Raw genomic sequence first — 20,601 nt, 5'->3', positions numbered from 1 at the left:
AACGCGGCTATGGGGGTTTTATGGAAGCAATGTGGAGAGTCTGTGGAGAATCCCCGCTCAGGGCAGGCGCAAGGTCACCTGCACCCCGCCCGGAACGTTGTCGATACGCATCTGGCCGCCATGCAACTGCACCACTTCCTCGACGAAGTTCAGCCCCAGGCCGGTGCTCTTGCGTCCGCTGTCCGGGCGCGGCAGGGAATAGAACCGCTCGCACAGGCGTGGCAGGGCATAGTCCGGAATCGGCTCGCCCTGGTTGAACAGCACCAGCTCCACGCCCTCCTCCACAGGTTGCGCGCTGCAACGCAACAGGCCGCCCACGGGGCTGAAGTCCAGGGCATTGGTCAGCAGGTTGCCCAGGGCCTGGCGCAGCAGGAACGGCTCGCCGGACCAGGCCAGGTCCGCCGACACCCGAAGTTCCACCTGCAGTTGCTTGCCTTCGATACGCCCGTGCTGGCTGTTCAGCAGCTCCTTGCACAACGGCGCCAGGGGCACATTCACCCGCTCTTCCAGGCCCTGGCGCTGCTCCACCTGCGCCAGGTTCAGCAGGCGCTCGATCAACTGCTGCATGCGCGCGCTTTCGCTGTCGATATTGCCGACGAAACGCTGGCGCTGTTCCAGGGGCATTTCGCCCTGCAGCAGCTCCGCCGCCCCGCGAATCGCCGCCAGGGGGCTTTTCAGTTCGTGGGTCAGGGTATGCACGTAGCGCTCGACGTAGGCCTTGCCTTCGAGCTGGGTGCGCATGTGTTCCACCGCCGTGGCCAACTGTTCCATTTCACCGCCGCGATAGTGCGGCAACTCGGCCCGGCGCCCTTCGCTGACCGCCAGGGCATAGGCGGTCATGCGCCGCAGCGCGGCGCTCAGCCACCAGGACAGCAAGGCACCGAACAGCAGGCCCATGGCGATCAGCCCGGCGCCGTACCACAGCAGGCGCCGCTCGGTGCGGTCGACATAGGGCTGCAGGGAACTGTTGGGCTTGGCCACGGTGACCACGCCGATGATCTGGCCGTTGTCGCGGATCGGCGCACCCACGTGCATCACCGAGGAATTGGGATCGTCGGCCAGCGAGCGCGACGAGCGCGCGCCGTACTGGCCGCGCAGGGTCAGGTACACGTCGTTCCAGCGCGAATAGTCCTGGCCCACCGCCAGGCCGCTGGAATCCAGGACCACGATGCCCTTGGCGTCGGTCACGTAGATGCGGTGGTTGACCTGATTCTTCGGCAGGCCCCAGATGGTCGCCGCCGGTTGCCGCTCGCCATAGGCACGCAACAGCTGCGGCCAGCGGTTCTCGCTGAGGGTGCCGGCCTTGAAGTCATCCCGCAGGATCTCCGCCAGCAGGTTGGCGGTGTCCACCAGGGTTTCCTCGGTGGACTGGCGGACCCCGGGACGAATCTCCTTCATCACCGTGCTCAGCACGAAATAGCCGGTCAGGCTGATGAACAGCAAATAGACCAGGAAGATCCGCAGCCCCAAGGTCATCAGGCGTGGCTCGGGCTGTAGCTGTAGCCCAGGCCGCGATGGGTCTGGATCGGTTCGGCCTGGGCCGCCACCAGGCGCAGCTTGGCCCGCAGGCTCTTGATATGGCTGTCGATGTTGCGCTCATAGCCCACATCCGCCATTACCCCCAGGGCGTCCAGCAACTGCTCGCGGCTGAACACTCGCTCGGGCTGTTCCAGCAGGCATTGCAGCAGGCGGAACTCATGCCGGGTCAGGCTCAGGGGCTGGCCACGGTAACTGATCTGCACCCGCTCAGGGTCAATCACGAACAACGCCGCGACCGCCTCGGGAGCCACCCGCGGGACCATGCGCTTGAGGATCGCCTTGACCCGCGCCGCCACTTCCCGCGGGCTGAAGGGCTTGACCACATAATCGTCGGCACCGATTTCCAGGCCCACCACCCGGTCGATCTCGCCGTCCCGGGCACTGAGGAACATCACCGGCACCTCGCTGAAGCGCCGCAGTTGCTTGCAGGTTTCAAAGCCGCTGATATCCGGCAGGCCGATGTCGAGGATGATCAGGTCCGCCGGGCTCGCCTGTTGATGCTCCAGGGCCGCACGGCCCAGGCTCAGCCAGGTGGTAGTGAAGCCTTCGCCTTGCAGGGCAAAGATCAGGGTGTCGGCAATCGCCGCTTCGTCTTCGACAATCAGGATATGGGGCATGGCATCCAAGCACGCAAATTCAGTGGGCGAACGGTGCCGGATGCCTGGTAAGTCGTCAATCAGCAGTCGGGTTTATCGGCGGTATAACGCCGCGCCGGGTTCACCGCCGCACCGAATTCGCGCAGGGCCTTGGCGCCAATCAGCAGCGGGTAGTTGAAGCTGCTGCGGTCGGTGAGGTTGACCTCCACCGTGCGCTTGACGTTGCCCAGGCACATTTCCAGTTCCACCACCGGGCGCTTGGCCGCCTGCGGCTCTTCCCGGTCATCGTCCTCGTCGGAACGGCTCTTGATCTTGCTGATGCGCGCCACCTTGTGTTCGTAGACCTTGCTGCCAGCGTCCTTGGTGGCCAGGCGGAAGCGCACCCAGTCCTCGCCATCGCGGGTGAAGGTCTGGATATCCTTGGCCGACAGCGAAGCGGTCAGGGCCCCGGTGTCCATCTTGGCTTGCAGGGTTTCGCCGATTTCCGGCAGGCGGATGTATTCGTAACGGCCATACAGGGTCGGCTCGGCAGCCATCACCGGCAGCGCCAACAGAGACACAAGAGCAAGGACAGATTTCACGACGGTGGATTCCTTGAAGAAAGTGGGCAGCGGGATTTTAGACCGCCGCCAACGAATTGGTTCTACCCGAGCCCCGTAGGAGCCGGCTTGCCGGCGAAAGGGCCCCGATAGACACCCCAGCCAATTGCCACCCACCCTACCCGCCCCCAGGTGAAACATTCGTCAGCACACTAGAATTTGGCCTGCCCGCCGAAGCTGCTTATCATGGCGCGCCCAAAAGATTGCAAAGAGTGCCTTATGCGCCGCCTGCTCACCGGCTGTTTCGTCACCCTGCTCCTGCTGCTCAACACCCTGGTGCTGTTCGGCCCGTTGATGGTGTTCGCCCTGCTCAAGCTGGTCCTGCCCGGGCGCCTGCGCGACTACGCCTCGGCCGCGGTGATGTGGATCGCCGAGACCTGGGCCGAGATCGACAAGCTGATCTTCGCCCTGTGCATCCCCACCCGCTGGGACATACGCGGCGGCGAGGGCCTGCGGGTCGACACCTCCTACCTGGTGGTGAGCAACCACCAATCCTGGGTCGACATCCCGGCCCTGATCCAGACCCTCAACCGGCGCACGCCGTTCTTCAAGTTCTTCCTCAAGAAGGAACTGATCTGGGTGCCGTTCCTGGGGCTGGCCTGGTGGGCCCTGGACTACCCCTTCATGAAGCGCTACAGCAAGGCCTTCCTGGCCAAGCACCCGGAACTGCAAGGCAAGGACCTGGAAATCACCAAGGCTGCCTGCGAGCTGTTCAAGCGCCAGCCGGTGACCGTGGTCAACTACCTGGAGGGCACCCGCTTCACCCCGGCCAAGCGCCAGCAGCAGGGCTCGCCCTTCCAGCACCTGCTCAAGCCCAAGGCTGGCGGCGTGGCCTTTGTCCTCGCGGCCATGGGCGAACAGCTGGACGCCATGCTGGATGTCACCGTGGTCTATCCCCAGGAACGCATTCCCGGTTTCTGGGACCTGATCTGCGGCAGCGTGCCCAAGGTGATCATCGACATCCGCACCCGCGAACTGGACCCCGCGCTGTGGCAGGGCGATTACGAAAACGACCCGGCGTTCCGCCAGCAGGTGCAGGACTGGGTCAACCGGCTGTGGACCGACAAGGACCAGCGCATCAGCGAGTTGCTGGGCGAAAGCCGCTGATCAATCGCTGATCACGTGGGGCAGGAAGCGGCTGCTGTCCTTGGTGATCGGCGAGTTGTCCTCACGAATGCCGATACCCGCCGGCTGGTCCCCGATCACCCAACTGCCGATCACCGTGTGGTTGCCAGCAAACACCGGCAAGGGGTGGAACTGCTGGCGGATGCAGGGCCCGCCGCCGTAGGGCCCGGCCTCGATCAAATGCTCGCCGCCTTCGGTGCAGATTTCCACATTGGCGCCCTCTCGGGAAAAGAACGGCTTGCGCACCCACCCCGGGCCCAGGCTGGCGGCGGGGTCGTCGTCGATAAACGCCGGCAGCAGGTTCGGGTGCCCCGCATGCCGTTCCCAGAGCAGGGCCAGCGCGCCCTTGTTGGAGAGAATGGCTTTCCACGGCGGCTCGACAAACTGCGTGCGGCTGCCGGCAATGGCCGGGCCAAAGGCTTCGTTGAACAGGTGCTCCCAGGGGTAGAGCTTGAACAGGCTGTCGATGGGGGTGCCCAGCAGGTCGACGAAACGCCCGCCGGCATTCAGACCGATGTCCTCGATGTCGAGCAACCGCGTCCCCAGGCCGGCCTGACGGGCAATGTCGCGCAGGTATTCGACCGTGCCGCGGTCTTCGAGCGAATCCCTGACCGAGGCAAAGTGCATCGGCGACTTGAAGCCGCCCTGGACGAAGGCCTGGAGCAGCTTGTCCTCGATGCTGTTGAACTGGTCGCAGCCGGCCGGCAATTGCCCGCGCTGCATCTGCTGTTCGAGCCAGACGTACTGGAAGAAGCTCGCCTCGTACAGCGAGGTCGGCGTGTCGTAGTTGGTTTCCAGGAGCTTGGCCGGGCCGGTGCCGTCGTAGCACAGGTCCATGCGCCCATAGAGGTGGGGGTCGCCCTGCTTCCATGACTGGCGGATCAACTCATGAAAGGCCGCAGGGATAGCCAGGCGCTCCAGCAGTTCCTCGCTGTCCACCACCTCGGCCACCAGGGCCATGCACAGCTCGTGCAGTTCCTGGGTCGGGTCTTCCAGGTCGTCCTCGATCTGCCGCAGGCTGAAGCGGTAGTAGGCCGACTCGTCCCAGTAAGGCTCACCGTCGAAGGTGTGGAAGGCAAAACCCAGTTGCTCCGCCGTGGCTTGCCAGTCCGCACGCGGGGTGCTGGGGATGCGCTTCAAGAACCGAAGCTCCAACTGCTGCGGCTGGAGGAACCGAAGCCGCTGCGGCTGACCACTTCATGGGCGCCGGCCAGCGGGTTGCCGGCGCTGGTGAAGTGTTCCGGGCTGGATATCCCGAAGCGCCCGCCACTGGCGCCGGAGAAGGTCTTGCCGGCCTCCACCTGCTGGCTGAGGGTGCTCAGCTGGGTACCGCCACGACCATCGCGCTGCTTGTACAGGGCCTCGCTGAAATAGCGCGGTTCAGGGGTCGAATCCAGGCCGATCCAGCGCCAGAAGCGCGAGCCCGAGCTGGAGCCACCACCACCACCACCACCACCACCACTGGAGCTGGTCTGTTGTTCTTCTTCGGGCTTGTCCGGCACCGTGCGCTGGGAGGTCAGGGCAAAACCGCTGGAAATCGGTACATAGGCTCGGTTATCGCGCGAGACCATGCAGTTGGCGGTGACGAAATCCTCCTCGCAACGTTGCAGGTCCAGGTAACGCGGGGCCACACGCTCCCCACGCTCGCGGGCGTCATCGCGGGCGGCCTGGCAAATGGCGGACGGAATCTGTGCCCGTTCGCATTCGCTGACGCTGCTGAAATTCTGGGTCTGGCGCACTTCCCGGGTCGCCTGGGACTGGCCGTCACAGGCGGCCAGGGCAAACGGCACGCTGCCCAGCAACACCAGGCGCACGCTCTTGCTGCGTTTCATGGCCGCGCCCTCAGACCGAAGGGGTCATGCAGGCCGCGTTCAGCAGGCCGACACCGACAGAAACCGATGCCACCAGGATGGCCGCCGCGTACTCCTGGCTGGCAATGCGCTGGGACAGGCCCTTGAGGGTCAGGCTGACCACAAAGAACGCCAGCAGCTGCACCACCGCGGCGATGCCGGCCCAGAGCAGGAAGTCGATGATCGAGATTGAATGGGAAATAGCGCTGGCCACCGGAATGGCAAAACCCAGCAAGGCACCGGACAGGGCGATGGAAGCCGCGCTGTTGCCCTCGCGGATCAGGGCGAATTCGTTATAGGGGGTCAGGCGCGTATAGATGAACGCATAGAGGGCAAAGACCAGGGCCGCGCCCAGCATGTAGAGCATGAAACCGAGCACCGCATCGGCGGGCAGAGACATCTTCAGTGCATCCATGAACATCGCGTTCAAGCTTCCTTGGAAAACGGGGCGCGAGATATAGCACAGGCCCGATTCGGCGAAAACTCCGGGAAAGGTAAAGACCAGGATTGCAGGAAACTGGGAGGGCCCCGGCGCGCCAGGCGCCGGGGCCGGAGCGCGCTACTTGGCCACGCCCCATATGCCGCTCAGGCTTTGCAGCAGGGAGCCGCCAACGCCCTGCTGGCCCAGGTACTGCAGGATCACCGGCGCAAACTGGCCGATCATGCCGCTGTCCATGCCCAGGGCGCCGAAGGCGTTGTTCAGGTCATTGGTGTCCTTGACGTCGCCCAGGGCGCTGTCCAGGCCCTTGGTCTGCCCGGACGACTGGCCCAGCAGGCCGCTCAGGGCACCCAGGCTGCCCAGGGCGTTGCTGCCCGAGAGCTTGTCCAGGCCCGGGACACTTTTGCTCAACTGGGAATAGTCGGTGCTGCTCAACTGGTTCTTCGCCAGGCCAAGCATGGCGCCCGTACCGCCGATGGCTTGCTGGGGAGTGACATTCAGTTGCGAACCCAGGGCTCCGAGCAGGCCGGCGGTCTGGGAAGTGGGGGCCGCGGCGGCAGCCTTGTCGCCGCCCTGCATGCCGGAAATGGCATTGGCCGCGTCGTTCAGGCTGAAACCGCCGGCCAGGGCCGAACCGGCTGCCAGGGTCATCAGGGTAGCCAAGGCGAAACCGCGTGGAATATTCATCGAAACAACCTCATGGGGCAGGAAACCACCCGTGTTCGGATGGCTGGAAAACAGCCTTTTGACTGAAGCATCGGGCGAATGTTCCGAAAGTGGCGCAGCGGCGCCCGCACCCTGTGGATTTTAGTCGAGAATCACGCATCCACGGCTCGCCGCTCTGCGTATATGCAGCAACGACGACCGGCGCAGGCACATCGGCACCGGCCGTAGCAGGAGGTCGCAACCCGTGAATGGAACAACCGCCCACCCTGGACTACCCTCTGGCTGGATCGACCGTTGCCAGCCGTGGTCCATTCATTTGCCACCTGCCTGGAGAACCGCCATTTCCGCTCTCGACCCCGATCAACTGCGGCACTTGCTGGCCCAGTGCTCACTGGGCGATCGCCGCGCCTTCGAAACCCTGTACCGCAGCGTTGCCCCGTGCCTGAATGGGGTGGCCCTGCGCTTCATGGGCCGCCGCGACCTGGCCGAGGAGGTGCTGCAGGAAAGCTTCGTGCGCATCTGGAACAACGCCGTGCGCTACCAGCCGCACCTGTCCGCCCCCCTGACCTGGATGATCAACATCACCCGCAACCAGGCCATCGACCAACTGCGCAAGCACCGCGAGCGGCCCCTGGGCGAGGGGGAGCAACAGCAATTGATGGACGACGCCCCCTCGGCCCACGAACAACTGGACAGCGCCCGCCAGGCCCGGGCCCTGAACCGCTGCCTGGAAAGCCTGGAGGGTATGCAACGCCAATCCATCACCGTGGCCTACTTCCAGGGCCTGTCCTGCTCCGAACTGGCCGAGCAACTGGCCGCGCCCCTGGGCTCGGTCAAGTCCTGGATCCGCCGCGGCATGGAACGCCTGCGCAGGTGCCTTGAATCATGAATTATCGAACCCCCGAACGGCGCCGCGCCCTCGCCGCCGACTACGCCATCGGCCTGATGCAGGGCGCCGCGCGCCGGCGCTTCGACATGCTCCTGCTGGACGACCCGGCCCTGCGCGAGGAACTGGCGCAGTGGCAGGAGAGCCTCGCCAGCCTGACCGCAGGCCTGCCCGAGCAGGAAGTGCCGGAGCATGTGTGGCAAGGCATCCAGGCGCGTATCCAGCCCCAGGTCCTGCACATGCCGCAGAAAAACCCGCTGTGGATGCGCCTGCGCCTGGCGATCGCCGCCTGCGCCGTGCTGGCCACCCTGTACATCGGCTTTATCCGGCAGGACGACCAGGTACGCTACAGCGCCACCCTGCTCAGCGCCGACCAGCAACCGGCCTTGCAGATCAAGGCCCACGCCCAGTACCTGCAGGTGGAACCCCTGGCCCTGGCCGCCATCGGCCTGGACCGCAGCCTGGAACTCTGGGCGATTCCTGCCGATGGCAAGCCTATTTCCCTGGGCGTGGTACCGGTGGGCGGCAAGGGCCGGATCAACCTGACCCAGGCCCAGCGCGACCTGCTGGGTACCCCGATCGCCCTGGCGGTGAGCCTGGAACCCCACGGCGGCTCGCCTACCGGGCAACCCACCGGGCCGGTGCTGTACCAGGGGCAATTGGCGGCGCTCTGACGGGAATCTTCGCCGGCAAGCCGGCTCCTGCAAGGCTTGTGTAGGAGCTGGCTTGCCAGCGAAGCCGCCAACGCTAAACTGCCCTGCCCACTCACCAGCAGGGTCTGCGCCAGCCCCGGGTTGCCGCGCAAGCCCCCCGCACCTTTCGGCACTTGCAGTGAAACGATCTCCAATCAGAACGGCCCTCTACAGCTGCATCGCCCTGGTCCTGGCCATCCCCCTCGTCATCTGGATCATCGGCCGCCCCATCGACGGCAACCGTTGCTCGGACGCAGCCCATGCCACCGGCCCCCTGACCGAGGTCATCAGCCAGTACTTCCAGGAGACCCACGGCGCCGACTGGCAAGAGGAGATCCACTCACTGATCATTCTCGAAGTCCCGGCGGCCCAGACCCTGGCTCGCCAGCCCCAGGCCCATTACTGCGAAGCCCTGGGCCTGCTGGAAAACCCGCAACGAGCGCCCACGGAAAAATTCCATACCGCCGTGCTGATGCTCTCGCTGCCCATCGGCTACTACCTGGATTTCATGGACCGCATTCACCAGTTGTATCAGCGCGGGCTCATCGACCAATCCGTCCTGAGCATGGTGCTTTTCCCAAGAGGCACGGCGCTCAACTACTGGTGGCTACCCCAGTGGCGATCGCGTTTCCAGCGGGATGCGCCAGGTGTGTTTAGCGAGGCCGCCGCGCAGTACATCCTCAGTGGAGAACACTGGGTCGACTACCCGGGCAAGGGTTTCTGACTCGATATCGGCAGCGCCCGACGCAGGATCGCCACGCAAGGTCCTGCGGACCTTTGCGCAGCCTCGCAAGCTCGACAGCGGCTACAGGGGGGTGTTTTTAGCCACGGGGTACGAAGTGCTCGCGGCGGTCTCGGGCTTATGCCACAACGCAAAAGGGCGACCCGTGGGTCGCCCTTTTTCTTCTATCGCCTCAAGTCTCAGGCAGCACTGAACAGCTTGTGCGGATCGATGACGAATTTCTTCGGCACGCCGGCATCGAACTCGCCATAGCCGCGCGGGGCGTCGTCGAGGCTGATGACTTCAACCCCTACCACGTCGGCAATGTTGATGCGGTCCCACATGATGGCCTGCATCAGTTGGCGGTTGTACTTCATCACCGGGGTCTGGCCGGTGTGGAAGCTGTGGGACTTGGCCCAGCCCAGGCCGAAGCGGATGCTCAGGCTGCCCATCTTCGCCGCGGCGTCCACGGCGCCCGGGTCTTCGGTGACGTACAGGCCAGGGATACCGATCTTGCCCGCCACCCGCACCACGCCCATCAGGGAGTTGAGCACGGTGGCCGGGGCTTCGTGCTGGGCACCGGCATGGCCGTGGCCCCGGGCTTCGAAGCCCACGGCGTCCACGGCGCAGTCCACTTCCGGCTCGCCCAGCAAATCGGCGATCTGCTCGTGCAGCGGGGTGTCCTTGGACAGGTCGGCAATTTCAAAACCCTGGGCCTTGGCGTGGGCCAGGCGTACCGGGTTGACGTCACCGACGATCACCACCGCGGCCCCCAGCAGGCGCGCCGAAGCAGCGGCCGCCAGGCCCACCGGACCGGCACCGGCCACGTAGACGGTGCTGCCAGGGCCGACACCGGCGGTGACGGCGCCGTGATAACCGGTGGGCAGGATGTCGGAAAGGCAGGTCAGGTCGCGGATCTTCTCCATGGCCTTGTCGCGGTTCGGCAGTTTCAGCAGGTTGAAGTCGGCGTAAGGCACCAGCACGTATTCGGCCTGGCCGCCGGTCCAATCGCCCATATCGACGTAGCCATAGGCACCGCCGGCGCGAGCCGGGTTGACGGTCAGGCAGACCCCGGTGTGCTGTTCCTTGCAGGAGCGGCAGCGCCCGCACGCCACGTTGAACGGCACCGAGACCAGGTCGCCGATCTTCAGGTTCTCGACGTCGCTGCCCTTCTCGATCACCTCGCCGGTGATTTCATGGCCCAGCACCAGGCCGACCTGGGCGGTGGTACGACCACGGACCATGTGCTGGTCCGAACCGCAGATGTTGGTGGAGACCACGCGCAGGATGACGCCGTGCTCAATCTTCCTGCCGCGCGGGTCCTGCATTTTTGGATAGTCGATTTTCTGTACCTCGACCTTGCCGCTGCCCAGATACACGACACCACGATTACCAGACATGCTTTCACCTCGCTGTTGTTGTTATGGAACCGCGTAACCCAAAGGGGAAACACGTGGATTGCTCGGGTACAGATGCTGTTTCGTTTTCAAAATCGCTTTCGCGCGAACAGGCGCAACGCCTGTAGGAGCGAGCTTGCTCGCGAAGGGCTGCGCAGCAGCCCTGGGAATCATCAGAGCACCACCGTCCGGTTGCCGTTCAGGAACACCCGCCGTTCGATGTGATAACCCACCGCCCGGGCCAGGGTCAGGCCCTCGATATCCCGCCCCTTGGCGATTAGGTCTTCGGGGTAGTAACTGTGGTCCACCACCTCCACGCCCTGGGCGATGATCGGGCCTTCGTCCAGGTCGTTGTTGATGTAGTGCGCCGTGGCTCCCACCAGTTTCACCCCCTTGTTGTAGGCCTGGTGATAAGGCTTGGCGCCCTTGAAGCCCGGCAGCAGCGAGTGGTGGATGTTGATGGCCTTGCCATCGAGCTTGCGGCACAGCTCCGGCGACAGCACCTGCATGTAGCGGGCAAGGATCACCAGTTCGGCGCCGGAGTCCTCGATCACCTGCCACACCTGGCGCTCCTGGGACGGCTTGTCGTTGGGATCGAGGGGGAAGTGGTGGTAGGGAATCTGGTGCCAGTCGGCCAGGGGCTTGAGGTCCGGGTGGTTGGACACCACCGCCACCACGTCCATGGGCAACTGGCCGATGCGCTGGCGGTAGAGCAGGTCGTTGAGGCAGTGGTCGGCCTTGGAGACCATGATCACCACCTTCGGCCGGTAGTGCGGCGCGGTCAGTTCGAAGTTCATCTCGAAAGCCTTGGCCCGCTGTGCCAGGCCCTCGCGGAAACCCTGCTCGTTCAGGCCATCGGGCTGGCGGAACTCCACGCGAATGAAGAAACGGCCCGAGAGCCGGTCATCGAAGGAATGGTGCTCGGTGACGTAGCAGCCCTGCTCGAACAGAAAGCGGGTCACCGCGTCCACCGTGCCGAGCACGCTGGGGCAGTCGGCGGTGAGGATCCATGTGTCGGGGGCGCGGCTCATGCGGGATAACTCCTGTTCGTTGGGGCAACCGCAGCGCGGTCGGTTCTCTGTAGGAGCGGGTTTCAGGCCTGGACGCTCAGGCCATATTCGGCCGCGGCATCCTGCAGCCACATCCACCAGTAATCGGAAAAGCTGCGGCGCACCAGCAGCTCCCAGGTGTCTTCGCCGGTACGGCGGATCACCAGTTGCGACTTGGCGAACACCGTGCCCACGGCCTTGCCCACCGGGAAGTTGTTGGGGTGCACGTCGTAGCTGGTGGACTTCATCAGCACCTGGCGCACGTTGGGCCCGGACAATTCGAGAATCTGCTGGCCGCCGCTGACGTTGACGATCTGGATATGCAGGTCGCCCAGGGCGGCCCGCAGGTTCTGCTCGGCGGCGAACTCTTCGCCGCTGGGCACGATCAGCAGCCACTCATCCGGGCCCAGCCATTGCAGGCTGGTCTCGCCCTTGACCACTACGCTCAGGGCGCCCGGCAGTTCGATGCCCAGGGCCTTGTGCACGCCGGCGGCGAAGGCCGGATCGTGGCCGTCGCCACGGATCGTCAGGTGGCCGAGGAGTTTTTTCTCGCGCAGGGTCACCCCGGCGTTCTTGCGGCCCTTGCCCACCAGGCTCGGCAGGTCGGCGTGGTGCAACGACGACTCGGCCTTGGCCCCGGTGGTGGGGCGCTGTTGGTAAACGTTGACTGCGGTCATAGAGCACCTGTCCTGAATTCTATTGATAACACCCTGTAGGAGCCGGCTTGCCGGCGAAGAGGCCCTTGGGCCTTGTGGCAGCCTTGAGGCCGCCTTCGCTGGCAAGCCAGCTCCTACATGAGCGTGTTGTGCCTTAGATGTTCTGGCGGTCGCCTTTGGGGTCGAAGAACACCGAGGAAACGATTTCCGCCTCGATCACCCGGCCATCGGCCAGCGGTGCGAAGACCCGCTCGCCCAGGCGCTTGAGCCCCCCCTTGACCACACCCAGGGCGAAGGAATAACCCAGGGAGTTGTGGGCATAGCTGGAGGTCACGTGGCCCACCATGCTCATCGGGATCGCCTGCTTGGGGTTGAACACCAGTTGCGCACCTTCCGGCAGCCACTGGGTCGGGTCGATCGGCTTGAGGCCCACCAGTTGCTTGCGCTGCTCGCGCACGCAGTCTTCACGGTTCATGCCGCGCCAGCCGATCCAGGAGAACGGCTTGGTCCGGCCCACGCACCAGCCCATGTTCAGGTCGTCCGGGGTCATGGAGCCGTCGGTGTCCTGGCCGACGATGATGAAGCCCTTCTCGGCCCGCAGCACGTGCATGGTCTCGGTGCCGTAGGGGGTCAGGTTGTACTTCTTGCCGGCCTCGACGATCTGCTCCAGCACGCCCATGGCGTAGTCGGCCTGGACGTTGACCTCGTAGGACAGCTCGCCGGTGAACGAGATACGGAACACCCGCGCCGGTACGCCACCCACCAGGCCTTCCTTCCAGGTCATGAACGGGAAGCCGTCCTTGTCCAGGTCGATGTCGGTGACTTCGCTCAGCAGCTTGCGGCTGTTGGGCCCGGACAGGGTCATGGTGGCCCAGTGGTCGGTGACCGAGGTGAAGTACACCTTGAGGTCCGGCCATTCGGTCTGCTGGTAGATCTCCAGCCACTGCAGCACGCGAGCCGCGCCGCCGGTGGTGGTGGTCATCAGGAAGTGGTTGTCGGCCAGACAGGCAGTGACGCCGTCGTCGAAGACCATGCCGTCTTCCTTGCACATCAGGCCGTAGCGGGCCTTGCCCACGTCGAGCTTGGTCCAGGCATTGGTGTAGATGCGGTTGAGGAACTCCCGGGCATCGGGGCCCTGGATGTCGATCTTGCCCAGGGTCGAGGCGTCCAGCAGGCCGACGCTGTCGCGCACGGCCTGGCATTCACGCTTGACCGCGGCATGCAGGTCTTCGCCGTTCTTAGGGAAGTACCAGGGGCGTTTCCACTGGCCGACGTCTTCGAACTCGGCGCCATTCTTCACATGCCAGGCATGCAGCGCGGTGAAGCGCACCGGCTCGAAGATGTGCCCGCAGTGCCGGCCAGCCACGGCGCCGAAGGTGATCGGCGTGTAGTTCGGACGGAACATGGTGGTGCCCATCTGCGGAATGCTGACGTTCAGCGAGCGGGCGGCGATGGCCAGGCCGTTGACGTTGCCCAGCTTGCCCTGGTCGGTGCCGAAGCCCAGGGCGGTGTAGCGCTTGACGTGTTCCACAGACTCGAAGCCCTCGCGGGTCGCCAGTTCGATGGCGGCCGCAGTGACGTCGTTCTGCAGGTCGACGAATTGCTTCGGCGCACGCGCCGTGCCTTTTTCGTGGGGCACCTGGAACAGCGCCAGGGTCGGTTCTTCAAGACGGGCCAGGGCCTTGGGCAGAACGCCCTCAACGGCCTGGAAACCGGCTTCGCTGGCGGCGCGCACACCGCCTTCGAAACCGTCGGCCAGGGTATCGCCGAGGCTGTAGACGCCGTTGATGCCACCGACGCACACACGTTTCTGCGGCGCTTCACCGGGCACGAAACCGAGGATGTCTTCGCGCCACACCGGCTTGCCGCCCAGGTGCGAGGCCAGGTGCACCACCGGGCTGTAGCCGCCGGAGCTGGCGATCAGGTCGCAGTCGAGCCATTCGCCGGGGCTGGTGACCTTGTGTGCCTTGACGTCGATGGCCGCTACACGCGCGCCGGTCACGTGCTTGCTGCCACGGGCCTCGATCACCGCGCTGGAGGTGAGGATGCGAATACCCTTGGCCCGGGCTTCTTCCACCAGGGCGCCGCGCGGGTTGTGCCGCGCATCGGCGATGGCCACCACTTGCAGGCTGGCGTCGAGCCAGTCCAGGGCCACACGGTAGGCGTGGTCGTTATTGGTGGACAGCACCAGTTTCTTGCCCGGGGCCACGCCGTAGCGCCGCACATAGGTGGAGACCGCGCCAGCCAGCATGTTGCCCGGCACGTCGTTGTTGCCGTAGACCAGCGGCCGCTCATGGGCGCCGGTGGCCAGCACCACGCGCTTGGCGCGGACCCGATGGATGCGCTGGCGTACCTGGCCGATGGGCGCGCGGTCGCCGAGGTGATCGGTGAGACGCTCGTGAATGGTCAGGAAGTTGTGGTCGTGGTAGCCGTTGACCGTGGCCCGTGGCAGCAGCAACACATCCGGAAGCGACTGGAGTTCGGCAACCACACTGGCCACCCACTCCGCCGCCGGCTTGCCGTCCAGGCTCTCGCGGCTGTCCAGCAGGGTACCGCCGAACTCTTCCTGCTCGTCGGCGAGGATCACCCGGGCGCCACTGCGGGCCGCTGCCAGGGCGGCGGCAAGGCCCGCGGGGCCGGCGCCGACGATCAGCACGTCGCAGTGCTGGTTCATGTTGTCGTAGGTGTCCGGATCGTTCTCGGTGGGCGAACGGCCCAGACCCGCGGCCTTGCGGATGTACTTCTCGTAGGTCATCCAGAACGATTGCGGGTACATGAAGGTCTTGTAGTAGAAGCCCGGCGGCATCAGCTTGCCGCCGACCTTGCCGAGAATCCCCATCATGTCGTTGTTGACGCTGGGCCAGCCGTTGGTGCTGGTGGCGACCAGGCCCTGGTACAGCGCCTGCTGGGTGGCGCGCACGTTGGGGATCTGGGTGGCTTCGGTGGCACCGATCTGCAGCACCGCGTTGGGCTCCTCGCAGCCTGCGGCGAAGATGCCCCGGGGCCGGGAGTACTTGAAGCTGCGGCCGATGATGTCCACGCCGTTGGCCAGCAGGGCCGAGGCCAGGGTGTCGCCCTCAAAACCCTTGTAGCTCTGGCCGTTGAAGGTGAAGGTCAGGACCTTGTTGCGGTCGATGCGTCCGCCGTTGGACAGGCGATTGGTCTGGCTCATACCTTCTCTCCAGCAGCCTTGGCGGTGAATTGCGGCTTGGTGCCGATCTTGTAGGTCTCAAGAATTTCGTAGGTCACGGTGTCGCGGGTAGCGTTGAAGTACTGGCGGCAACCGGCGGCGTGGATCCACAACTCGTGGTGCAGGCCGCGAGGGTTGTCGCGGAAGAACATGTAGTCGCCCCACTCCTCGTCGGTGCAGGCGCTGGGGTCCAGGGGCCGTGGAATATGCGCCTGGCCGGACGAATGGAATTCCTCTTCGGAGCGCAGCTCGCCGCAGTGAGGACAGAAGATATGCAACATAGGGAGTTGTCCTTTTAGTGGGCGACCGCAGCAGCGCCGTGTTCGTCGATCAGCGCGCCGTTGTGGAAACGGTCGATGGAGAAAGGGGCGGCCAGAGGATGCATCTCGCCCTTGGCGAGGCTTGCGGCAAACACGTTGCCCGAGCCCGGGGTGGCCTTGAAGCCACCAGTGCCCCACCCGCAGTTGAAGAACATGTTCGGCACCGGGGTCTTGGAAATGATCGGGCAGGCGTCCGGGCTGGTGTCGACGATGCCGCCCCACTGGCGGTTCATGCGCACACGGGAGAGGACCGGGAACATCTCGACGATGGCCTGGATGGTGTGCTCGATCACCGGGTAGGAACCGCGCTGGCCGTAGCCGACCCAGCCGTCGATACCGGCACCGATCACCAGATCGCCCTTGTCCGACTGGCTGATGTAGCCGTGCACCGCGTTGGACATGATCACGCTGTCGATGATCGGTTTGATCGGCTCCGACACCAGCGCCTGCAGCGGGTGGGATTCGATCGGCAGGCGAAAACCCGCGAGCTTGGCCATGTGCCCGGAGTTGCCGGCGGTGACCACCCCGACGCGCTTGGCACCGATAAAGCCCTTGTTGGTCTCGACGCCGATGCACACGCCGTTTTCCTTGCGAAAACCAATGACTTCGGTCTGCTGGATCAGGTCCACGCCCAGGGCGTCGGCGGCGCGGGCAAAGCCCCAGGCCACGGCGTCGTGACGGGCCACGCCGCCGCGGCGCTGGACCGTGGCGCCGAGCACCGGGTAGCGAGTGTTCTTCGAGCAGTCCAGGTAGGGGATCTCGTCCGCCACCTGCTGGGTGTTGAGCAGTTCGCCGTCGATGCCGTTGAGCCGGTTGGCGCTGACCCGGCGCTCGGAATCACGGATGTCCTGCAGGGTATGGCACAGGTTGTAGACCCCGCGCTGGGAGAACATCACGTTGTAGTTGAGGTCCTGGGACAGGCCTTCCCACAGCTTCATGGCGTGCTCGTAGAGCTGCGCCGACTCGTCCCACAGGTAGTTGGAACGCACGATGGTGGTGTTGCGCGCGGTGTTGCCGCCGCCCAGCCAGCCCTTCTCCACCACCGCGACATTGGTGATGCCGTGTTCCTTGGCCAGGTAGTAGGCGGTGGCCAGGCCATGCCCGCCGCCGCCGACTATGACCACGTCATAGACTTTCTTCGGGGTCGGGGTGCGCCACATGCGCTGCCAGTTTTCATGGTGGCTGAGAGAGTGCTTGAAGAGGCCGAAGCCCGAATAGCGTTGCATAGTCATTGCTCCAGTTGCGGCTCTCAGCGGTAAACCGGGAAATCAGCACACAGGGCCGCCACCTGACGGGCGACATTGGCCTCGACGTCGGCATCGCCGAGGTGGTCGAGAATGTCGCAGATCCAGCCCGCCAGTTCGGTGCACTGGGTGACCTTGAAACCGCGGGTGGTGACCGCCGGGGTGCCGATGCGCAGGCCGGACGTGACAAACGGCGACTGCGGGTCGTTGGGCACGGCGTTCTTGTTCACGGTGATGTGGGCGCGGCCCAGGGCGGCATCGGCATCCTTGCCAGTCAGGCCCTGGCGAATCAGGCTGACCAGGAACAGGTGGTTGTCGGTGCCGCCGGACACTACATCGTAGCCACGTTTGATAAATACGCCGGCCATGGCCTGGGCGTTGTCGATCACTTGCTGCTGATAAGCCTTGAAGCCAGGTTCCAGCGCTTCCTTGAAGCACACTGCCTTGGCCGCAATCACATGCATCAGCGGACCGCCCTGGGCACCCGGGAAAACGGCAGCGTTGAGTTTCTTCTCGATCTCTTCGTTGGCCTTGGCCAGGATCAGCCCGCCACGGGGACCGCGCAGGGTCTTGTGGGTGGTGGTAGTGACCACGTCGGCATAGGGCAGCGGGTTGGGATACAGACCGGCGGCCACCAGCCCGGCGACGTGGGCCATGTCGACGAACAGCAGCGCCCCGACCTTGTCGGCGATCTGCCGGAAGCGCGGGAAGTCCAGGGTCTTGGAGTAGGCCGAGAAGCCGGCGACGATCATCTTCGGCTTGTGTTCCACGGCCAGGCGCTCGACTTCGTCGTAGTCGATCAACCCGGTGCGGGTGTCGATGCCGTACTGCACCGCGTTGTACAGCTTGCCCGAGGACGACACCTTGGCCCCGTGGGTCAGGTGGCCGCCATGGGCCAGGCTCATGCCGAGGATGGTATCGCCGGCCTGCAGCAGGGCCAGGTACACCTCGCTGTTGGCCGAAGAACCGGAGTGCGGCTGGACGTTGGCGTAGTCGGCACCGAACAGTTGCTTGGCGCGCTCGATGGCCAGGGCCTCGACCTTGTCCACGTGCTCGCAGCCACCGTAGTAGCGCTTGCCCGGATAGCCTTCGGCGTACTTGTTGGTCAGCCCGCTGCCTTGCGCCTGCATCACCCGCTTGCTGGTGTAGTTTTCCGACGCGATCAGCTCGATGTGATCTTCCTGGCGTTGTTCCTCGGCATTGATGGCCGCCAGCAGTGCATCGTCGTAACCCTGGATCTGGTCTTGCTTGCTGAACATCACGTCTCTCCCAGCGGCGGCGGTGCGCCTTTCGTCTCGGTGAGGCGAGCCTTACAGCTACGCCCTTTGGATGCGATGGTATGACCGGGAAGGGGAACTCAAATGCCTATGGACGCCACGCAAAGGTGCGTTTACGACATGCCCTGGCGTGCGGAGATAAATGCCTGCCCGCACCACCCGCCAACGGCTCTGGATCGGGCCTGTCCTTCCCCCGGAACGCAACGCTCTCTGCCGTAGGAGCCGGCTTGCCAGCGAAGAGGCCCGCAAGCCGGGCGCAAACCCTCACGGGCGCCTTCGCCGGCAAGCCGGCTCCTAAAGGGCTGCGCGCAGGGCCAGCAGCAGGAGAAAGTGCGCCGGGTACAGCAGGTAGGCCCAGCGGCGCATGGCCGGCACCGACCTGCCACGCAGCCCCCGCAGCAGCATCAGCCCCAGCCACGGCGCCAGCAGACAAGCGGCAATACCGCAGGTCGCCACCTGATTGCCCAGGCGCGCCGCCGGGAACAAGGTTTCCCATTGATTGGCCGCCAGGCACAGCGCCCCAGGCAGCAGGCTGAAATACCAGGGCCGGCGCAACACCAGTACCAGGGCCAGCGGCAGCAACACCCCGAAGGCGCCGAACATCAGCCGCTCGCTGAAAACCACCGCCAGCAGCAAGGCCAGCAGGCCAAGCCCCAGGTCCAGGCCTCTGCGCCGCTGCCAGCCGCGAGCCACCAGCAGGCCCAGGGCCAGGGAGGGCAACACATTCAAGGTATCGGGGTCGGGAATGAACAGGCGATAGGGAATCTCGCTCAGCAGGCTGAACAGCAGCAACCAGCCCAGGTAGCGCCATGGGCCGGGCCGGCGGTCGATTTCATCCCTGGCCCGGGTCAGGTTCACCGCCATGGCCAGGCAGAACCAGGGAAACGCCAGGCGCCCGGGTACGTAAAGCCAGTCCAGGCTCAGGCCCACATAACGCAGGTGATCGAGGACCATGCTCAGCAGCGCCAGCCATTTCAGCGCATCCAGCGCCCCGTCGCGCCGGGCAGTGTCGGGTTTCAGCATCGCGTCACGCATAAATCCTTATGGGCCATGCATTATTCCGGCATAAACAGAGCGTGTGCTGGGCCATTATTCTTGGTTAAAGTGCGCACCATCATCGACCACGGAGCCGGCCATGACCGACAAGAGCCAACAATTCGCCAGCGACAACTACTCCGGCATCTGCCCCGAAGCCTGGGCCGCCATGGAGCAGGCCAACCACGGCCACGAGCGCGCTTACGGCGACGACCAGTGGACCGCTCGCGCCTCGGATCATTTCCGCAAACTGTTCGAAACCGATTGCGAAGTGTTCTTCGCCTTCAACGGCACCGCCGCCAACTCCCTGGCCCTGTCGTCGCTGTGCCAGAGTTACCACAGCGTGATCTGCTCGGAAACCGCCCACGTCGAAACCGACGAGTGCGGCGCCCCGGAGTTCTTCTCCAACGGCTCCAAGCTGCTGATCGCCGGCACCCAGAACGGCAAGCTGACCCCGGAATCGATCCGCGAGATCGCCCTCAAGCGCCAGGACATCCACTATCCCAAGCCGCGGGTGGTAACCCTGACCCAGGCCACCGAGGTGGGCAGTGTCTACACCCCGGAAGAAGTTCGCGCCATCAGTGCCACCTGCAAGGAACTGGGGCTGAACCTGCACATGGACGGCGCGCGCTTCTCCAACGCCTGCGCCTTCCTCGGCTGTACCCCGGCGGAGCTGACCTGGAAGGCCGGCGTGGACGTGCTGTGCTTTGGCGGCACGAAAAACGGCATGGCGGTGGGTGAAGCGATCCTGTTCTTCAACCACAAGCTGGCGGAAGACTTCGACTACCGCTGCAAGCAGGCTGGCCAGCTGGCCTCGAAAATGCGCTTTCTCTCCGCGCCCTGGGTCGGCCTCCTGGAAAACGACGCCTGGCTCAAGCACGCCCGCCACGCCAACCACTGCGCGCAGCTGCTGGCCCAACTGGTGGCCGACATTCCTGGCGTGGAACTGATGTTCCCGGTGCAGGCCAACGGCGTGTTCCTGCAACTCTCGGAACCGGCCATTGCCGCACTGACGGCCAAGGGCTGGCGCTTCTATACCTTCATCGGCAAGGGTGGCGCGCGCTTCATGTGCTCCTGGGACACCGAGGAAGACCGCGTGCGCGAACTGGCAGCCGACATCCGCACCGTCATGAGCGCCTGACCCACCCCCCGCCTGTAGGAGCTGGCTTGCCAGCGAAGAGGCCCGCAACCCAAGCGCCGCGCTCACCGACGCCTTCGCCGGCAAGCCGGCTCCTACAACGGCCAGCACGCCTCCCGCCCCGTAGGAGCTGGCTTGCCAGCGAAGAGGCCCGTCAAGCCCCCCACATCAGTTCACAAATT

At 64.9% G+C, this 20,601-nt stretch carries 20 protein-coding genes; 5 read left to right on the top strand and 15 right to left on the bottom strand.

Features of this window, described 5'->3' with window-relative positions; all coding sequences use genetic code 11:
* Positions 1–57 precede the first annotated feature (57 nt).
* The 3 genes from creC to rloA2 are packed head-to-tail and all read right to left on the bottom strand — an operon-like array spanning position 58 to position 2,716.
* A complete protein-coding gene (gene creC / locus AC1RMG_RS24160) occupies positions 58–1,476 on the bottom strand; it encodes a two-component system sensor histidine kinase CreC (protein WP_072451764.1) in 1,419 nt (472 codons plus the stop codon).
* A complete protein-coding gene (gene creB / locus AC1RMG_RS24155; protein ID WP_011063888.1) occupies positions 1,476–2,156 on the bottom strand; it encodes a two-component system response regulator CreB in 681 nt (226 codons plus the stop codon). Before creB ends, creC begins: the two co-directional genes overlap by 1 nt.
* A 59-nt stretch (positions 2,157–2,215) precedes the next feature.
* Positions 2,216–2,716, bottom strand: coding sequence for a retropepsin-like aspartic peptidase RloA2 (gene rloA2, locus AC1RMG_RS24150; protein WP_011063889.1), 501 nt, complete (start codon positions 2,714–2,716; stop codon positions 2,216–2,218).
* 237 nt (positions 2,717–2,953) lie between these two features.
* Between rloA2 and yihG the strand changes: the two genes are divergently transcribed.
* Complete coding sequence (gene yihG, locus AC1RMG_RS24145) at positions 2,954–3,841, top strand: 1-acylglycerol-3-phosphate O-acyltransferase, YihG family (RefSeq protein ID WP_011063890.1); 888 nt, start codon at positions 2,954–2,956, stop codon at positions 3,839–3,841.
* Here yihG and AC1RMG_RS24140 read toward each other — a convergent pair whose 3' ends face one another.
* The 4 genes from AC1RMG_RS24140 to AC1RMG_RS24125 form a co-directional block, all read right to left on the bottom strand.
* Positions 3,842–4,999, bottom strand: coding sequence for a glutathionylspermidine synthase family protein (locus AC1RMG_RS24140; RefSeq protein ID WP_015637287.1), 1,158 nt, complete (start codon positions 4,997–4,999; stop codon positions 3,842–3,844).
* Entirely contained in the window at positions 4,996–5,691 is a 696-nt protein-coding gene (locus AC1RMG_RS24135) for a DUF1190 domain-containing protein (protein ID WP_123397713.1), read from the bottom strand. Before AC1RMG_RS24135 ends, AC1RMG_RS24140 begins: the two co-directional genes overlap by 4 nt.
* A 10-nt stretch (positions 5,692–5,701) precedes the next feature.
* The gene (locus AC1RMG_RS24130) at positions 5,702–6,130 is read right to left on the bottom strand and encodes a DUF350 domain-containing protein (RefSeq protein ID WP_123431061.1); all 429 of its coding nucleotides are present in this window, start codon (positions 6,128–6,130) and stop codon (positions 5,702–5,704) included.
* Between the two features lie 138 nt (positions 6,131–6,268).
* Positions 6,269–6,835, bottom strand: a complete 567-nt coding sequence (locus AC1RMG_RS24125) for a DUF2780 domain-containing protein (RefSeq protein WP_011063894.1) — start codon at positions 6,833–6,835, stop codon at positions 6,269–6,271.
* 223 nt (positions 6,836–7,058) lie between these two features.
* Between AC1RMG_RS24125 and AC1RMG_RS24120 the strand changes: the two genes are divergently transcribed.
* From AC1RMG_RS24120 to AC1RMG_RS24110, 3 genes are all read left to right on the top strand, one after another.
* Positions 7,059–7,703 carry a sigma-70 family RNA polymerase sigma factor gene (locus AC1RMG_RS24120; RefSeq protein WP_015637290.1) on the top strand — a complete coding sequence of 215 codons (645 nt, stop codon included), beginning with the start codon at positions 7,059–7,061 and terminating at the stop codon, positions 7,701–7,703.
* A complete protein-coding gene (locus AC1RMG_RS24115) occupies positions 7,700–8,374 on the top strand; it encodes an anti-sigma factor (RefSeq protein WP_125062333.1) in 675 nt (224 codons plus the stop codon). Before AC1RMG_RS24120 ends, AC1RMG_RS24115 begins: the two co-directional genes overlap by 4 nt.
* A gap of 157 nt (positions 8,375–8,531) precedes the next feature.
* The gene (locus AC1RMG_RS24110; RefSeq protein ID WP_072443634.1) at positions 8,532–9,116 is read left to right on the top strand and encodes a hypothetical protein; all 585 of its coding nucleotides are present in this window, start codon (positions 8,532–8,534) and stop codon (positions 9,114–9,116) included.
* Between the two features lie 197 nt (positions 9,117–9,313).
* Here the strand turns inward: AC1RMG_RS24110 and fdhA are convergent, their stop codons facing one another.
* The 8 genes from fdhA to AC1RMG_RS24070 all read right to left on the bottom strand — a co-directional run bounded on the left by fdhA (position 9,314) and on the right by AC1RMG_RS24070 (position 19,281).
* Entirely contained in the window at positions 9,314–10,513 is a 1,200-nt protein-coding gene (fdhA, locus tag AC1RMG_RS24105) for a formaldehyde dehydrogenase, glutathione-independent (RefSeq protein WP_011063898.1), read from the bottom strand.
* A gap of 170 nt (positions 10,514–10,683) precedes the next feature.
* Positions 10,684–11,541, bottom strand: a complete 858-nt coding sequence (gene purU, locus AC1RMG_RS24100) for a formyltetrahydrofolate deformylase (RefSeq protein WP_011063899.1) — start codon at positions 11,539–11,541, stop codon at positions 10,684–10,686.
* A gap of 62 nt (positions 11,542–11,603) precedes the next feature.
* On the bottom strand, positions 11,604–12,236 hold the full coding sequence (locus tag AC1RMG_RS24095) for a sarcosine oxidase subunit gamma (RefSeq protein WP_011063900.1): 633 nt from the start codon (positions 12,234–12,236) through the stop codon (positions 11,604–11,606).
* Between the two features lie 133 nt (positions 12,237–12,369).
* Entirely contained in the window at positions 12,370–15,387 is a 3,018-nt protein-coding gene (locus AC1RMG_RS24090) for a sarcosine oxidase subunit alpha (RefSeq protein WP_015637299.1), read from the bottom strand.
* Positions 15,384–15,686: a sarcosine oxidase subunit delta gene (locus tag AC1RMG_RS24085; RefSeq protein WP_125062332.1), complete on the bottom strand. Its 303-nt coding sequence runs from the start codon at positions 15,684–15,686 to the stop codon at positions 15,384–15,386. The genes AC1RMG_RS24090 and AC1RMG_RS24085 overlap by 4 nt, the downstream gene beginning before the upstream one ends.
* Before the next feature lie 14 nt (positions 15,687–15,700).
* Positions 15,701–16,951 carry a sarcosine oxidase subunit beta family protein gene (locus AC1RMG_RS24080; protein WP_011063903.1) on the bottom strand — a complete coding sequence of 417 codons (1,251 nt, stop codon included), beginning with the start codon at positions 16,949–16,951 and terminating at the stop codon, positions 15,701–15,703.
* Between the two features lie 23 nt (positions 16,952–16,974).
* Entirely contained in the window at positions 16,975–18,228 is a 1,254-nt protein-coding gene (locus tag AC1RMG_RS24075) for a serine hydroxymethyltransferase (protein WP_011063904.1), read from the bottom strand.
* A 312-nt stretch (positions 18,229–18,540) separates the two neighbouring features.
* Positions 18,541–19,281 (bottom strand): TraX family protein, encoded by a 741-nt coding sequence (locus AC1RMG_RS24070; protein ID WP_493170410.1) that lies wholly within the window; start codon positions 19,279–19,281, stop codon positions 18,541–18,543.
* 100 nt (positions 19,282–19,381) lie between these two features.
* On the opposite strand from AC1RMG_RS24070, the gene AC1RMG_RS24065 reads away from it, so the two are divergent.
* Positions 19,382–20,422 carry a threonine aldolase family protein gene (locus AC1RMG_RS24065; RefSeq protein WP_011063906.1) on the top strand — a complete coding sequence of 347 codons (1,041 nt, stop codon included), beginning with the start codon at positions 19,382–19,384 and terminating at the stop codon, positions 20,420–20,422.
* The last annotated feature ends 179 nt before the right edge of the window (positions 20,423–20,601 follow it).

Source organism: Pseudomonas sp. GW822-FHT04H02, assembly GCF_058800645.1.
The sequence above is the reverse complement of the archived record's forward strand: the minus strand, read 5'-3'. Positions and strand labels throughout refer to the sequence as shown.

Coding starts and splice junctions, on each gene's coding strand:
- AC1RMG_RS24135 (WP_123397713.1), bottom strand. CDS start 5,691: ATGAAACGCAGCAAGAGCGTGCGCCTGGTGTTGCTGGGCAGCGTGCCG.
- AC1RMG_RS24080 (WP_011063903.1), bottom strand. CDS start 16,951: ATGCAACGCTATTCGGGCTTCGGCCTCTTCAAGCACTCTCTCAGCCAC.
- AC1RMG_RS24065 (WP_011063906.1), top strand. CDS start 19,382: ATGACCGACAAGAGCCAACAATTCGCCAGCGACAACTACTCCGGCATC.
- AC1RMG_RS24095 (WP_011063900.1), bottom strand. CDS start 12,236: ATGACCGCAGTCAACGTTTACCAACAGCGCCCCACCACCGGGGCCAAG.
- fdhA (WP_011063898.1), bottom strand. CDS start 10,513: ATGTCTGGTAATCGTGGTGTCGTGTATCTGGGCAGCGGCAAGGTCGAG.
- purU (WP_011063899.1), bottom strand. CDS start 11,541: ATGAGCCGCGCCCCCGACACATGGATCCTCACCGCCGACTGCCCCAGC.
- AC1RMG_RS24115 (WP_125062333.1), top strand. CDS start 7,700: ATGAATTATCGAACCCCCGAACGGCGCCGCGCCCTCGCCGCCGACTAC.
- AC1RMG_RS24125 (WP_011063894.1), bottom strand. CDS start 6,835: ATGAATATTCCACGCGGTTTCGCCTTGGCTACCCTGATGACCCTGGCA.
- AC1RMG_RS24130 (WP_123431061.1), bottom strand. CDS start 6,130: ATGTTCATGGATGCACTGAAGATGTCTCTGCCCGCCGATGCGGTGCTC.
- AC1RMG_RS24090 (WP_015637299.1), bottom strand. CDS start 15,387: ATGAGCCAGACCAATCGCCTGTCCAACGGCGGACGCATCGACCGCAAC.
- creC (WP_072451764.1), bottom strand. CDS start 1,476: ATGACCTTGGGGCTGCGGATCTTCCTGGTCTATTTGCTGTTCATCAGC.
- AC1RMG_RS24085 (WP_125062332.1), bottom strand. CDS start 15,686: ATGTTGCATATCTTCTGTCCTCACTGCGGCGAGCTGCGCTCCGAAGAG.
- AC1RMG_RS24075 (WP_011063904.1), bottom strand. CDS start 18,228: ATGTTCAGCAAGCAAGACCAGATCCAGGGTTACGACGATGCACTGCTG.
- yihG (WP_011063890.1), top strand. CDS start 2,954: ATGCGCCGCCTGCTCACCGGCTGTTTCGTCACCCTGCTCCTGCTGCTC.
- AC1RMG_RS24070 (WP_493170410.1), bottom strand. CDS start 19,281: ATGCGTGACGCGATGCTGAAACCCGACACTGCCCGGCGCGACGGGGCG.
- creB (WP_011063888.1), bottom strand. CDS start 2,156: ATGCCCCATATCCTGATTGTCGAAGACGAAGCGGCGATTGCCGACACC.